Origin of the sequence: Enterococcus sp. 3H8_DIV0648, from assembly GCF_002140655.1 — a bacterium.
Classification (GTDB): Bacteria; Bacillota; Bacilli; order Lactobacillales; family Enterococcaceae; genus Enterococcus_A; species Enterococcus_A hulanensis.
In genome coordinates this window covers 533544-535559 of sequence record NZ_NGLG01000002.1, presented here as the reverse complement: position 1 = coordinate 535559, position 2016 = coordinate 533544, and the positions used below count along the sequence as shown (strand labels likewise).

Here is a 2016-nt window from a genome sequence, read left to right as displayed (position 1 = left end):
TAGAAGAAATAAATTGTAGTAATAACAGTATCCGGGAAATAGATGTAAGCACCTGCAGTCAGCTTAAAAAACTGAATATATCTAAGAACTTATTGGAAAGTCTTGACTTAGTAAAGGCCATAAGTTTGACTACTCTTGATTGCTCCCAAAATAAAATAGGGTCCATTCAGTTTAGCGAGAACACGAAACTAAAAACGGTAAACTGTTCTACTAATCAATTGAAAGAGTTTGATTATGACAAACTGCCAGTCGTAGAAGATTTAAATATTTCCGCCAATCAACTTAGTCGTCTGGATATAAGTAATCACGATAAGTTGAGGAAGTTGACGGCTAATGACAATGAACTCACGACAATCCAAACGAGCCCAAATGACACTTTAGCAAATCTGCAGTTAGAAAATAACAATATTTCGGATATCGGACCATTGAATAATTTGAAGAATATAAATACATTGGGCTTATCTCAAAATCAAATTACTGATATAAGGCCTTTATATGGACTGGAGGAATTAGGAAATTTTTATATTAGGGATCAAGATATTAAGGTACCTGTTCCGAAAGTAGTTAACAGGAGGACTACATTAGATATCTTCAAAACTACTTCACAAAAAGGTTTGGAGCTGCCGGATTTTCCAACAATATATAATAGCTATACAATCAATGGTGATTTGATTGAACTTCACGATATTACGCCGGTTATTCTAAACGAAGGATCATTTGAATTTTCCTATAATCCGTATTCAATTAAAGAAGGAGCGTTATGGTATGGAGCTAAATATTATACCGGAACAGTGACCTTTCTGGAAACAAGTGAGTTATCCAGTGTTTTGGAACCAGAAAAGCATAAGTTCAATGATGGTGAAAAAATAAATTGGACATTGAAAATTAAAAATGAATTGAAGAAAAAGGCAACAAACATCAAAGTCAAAATGGATTCAAACTCTGAATTTATAATCGATCCTGAAAGTACTAAAGTAGCAGGAACGGATTCCTCCGTGTCTATTGCTGATGGGATAGATTTAGAAGATTTGGCGACCAACGAAGAGGTAACGATAACATTTTCTGCTACCATGAGTGGAAAAGCCGACGAGCTAGTTGAACCGACAGGTGAAGTAACGTGGGAAGCTGAGACAGTAAATAGCCCATATTCAAACATCATTAATGGAAAGGGAATCAAAGGGGCGGAGCCTGAACAAATCGATCATCCAGACAAAGAAAATGATTTGGTAATATTATCTACTCCAAGAATGTTTCATTTTGGATTATTTAACTGGAGTACCGACGATTTTGATAACAGAAACCTAGATGCTCAAAAATACCATCATCTTTCTAATGTCACAAATACTGGATTTTATGTTCGTATCAAGCAGAATAAGACGACCAACTGGTCATTATCAGCCGGACTTTCTGAATTCACAGATGAAAAAGGCTCACCAATGCCAGGGACTGTTGGGACTAGACTGAGTATTGCTAAACCTACAGTAGAACGAGTTCTGAATCATGAAACACATGAAGAAAAGATAGTGACGAATCCAGAAAACCCGCCAACCCTTAATCAAGATTTATCTTTTTATGCAGGAAGTTCGGCTAAAACTATCCTTAGTGGTGCAACTAATAGTGGTACAGACCAGAACGTTTGGCAAGTTCGAATTCCATTCAAAAGTGTAACATTATCGCTACCGACCAATTCTGGACTTTTGAAAAAAGACTTTAGTGCAAGTTTTACATGGTCTTTAAATGACACACCATAAAGGAGGAAAAGTATTTGTCAATTACTAATTGGATTATATTATTCCTACTGATAGCGATAATTAGTTTCATGGGTTTCCTTTATTTCTTTATCAAAGATAGCCAATTGCGCCTACGTTCTAAAGTATCAATAGCAGCGCTAAACTTGTTGTTCGATGTGGGATTACTTTTCATTACAATAATCGCCTGTTGTTCAGCTCTATTTCTATATTTAAATTGGCAGGAACAATTGAATTACTTTTTATCATGATAATCGCGGGTAATCAC

Annotated in this window: 1 protein-coding gene; it reads left to right on the top strand. The window is 35.6% G+C overall.

What is annotated here, in order from left to right; genetic code table 11:
* Positions 1 to 1751: leucine-rich repeat domain-containing protein (locus tag A5875_RS18870; protein ID WP_088935123.1), on the top strand; the 1751-nt coding region annotated here is incomplete at its 5' end.
* Positions 1752 to 2016 lie beyond the last annotated feature (265 nt).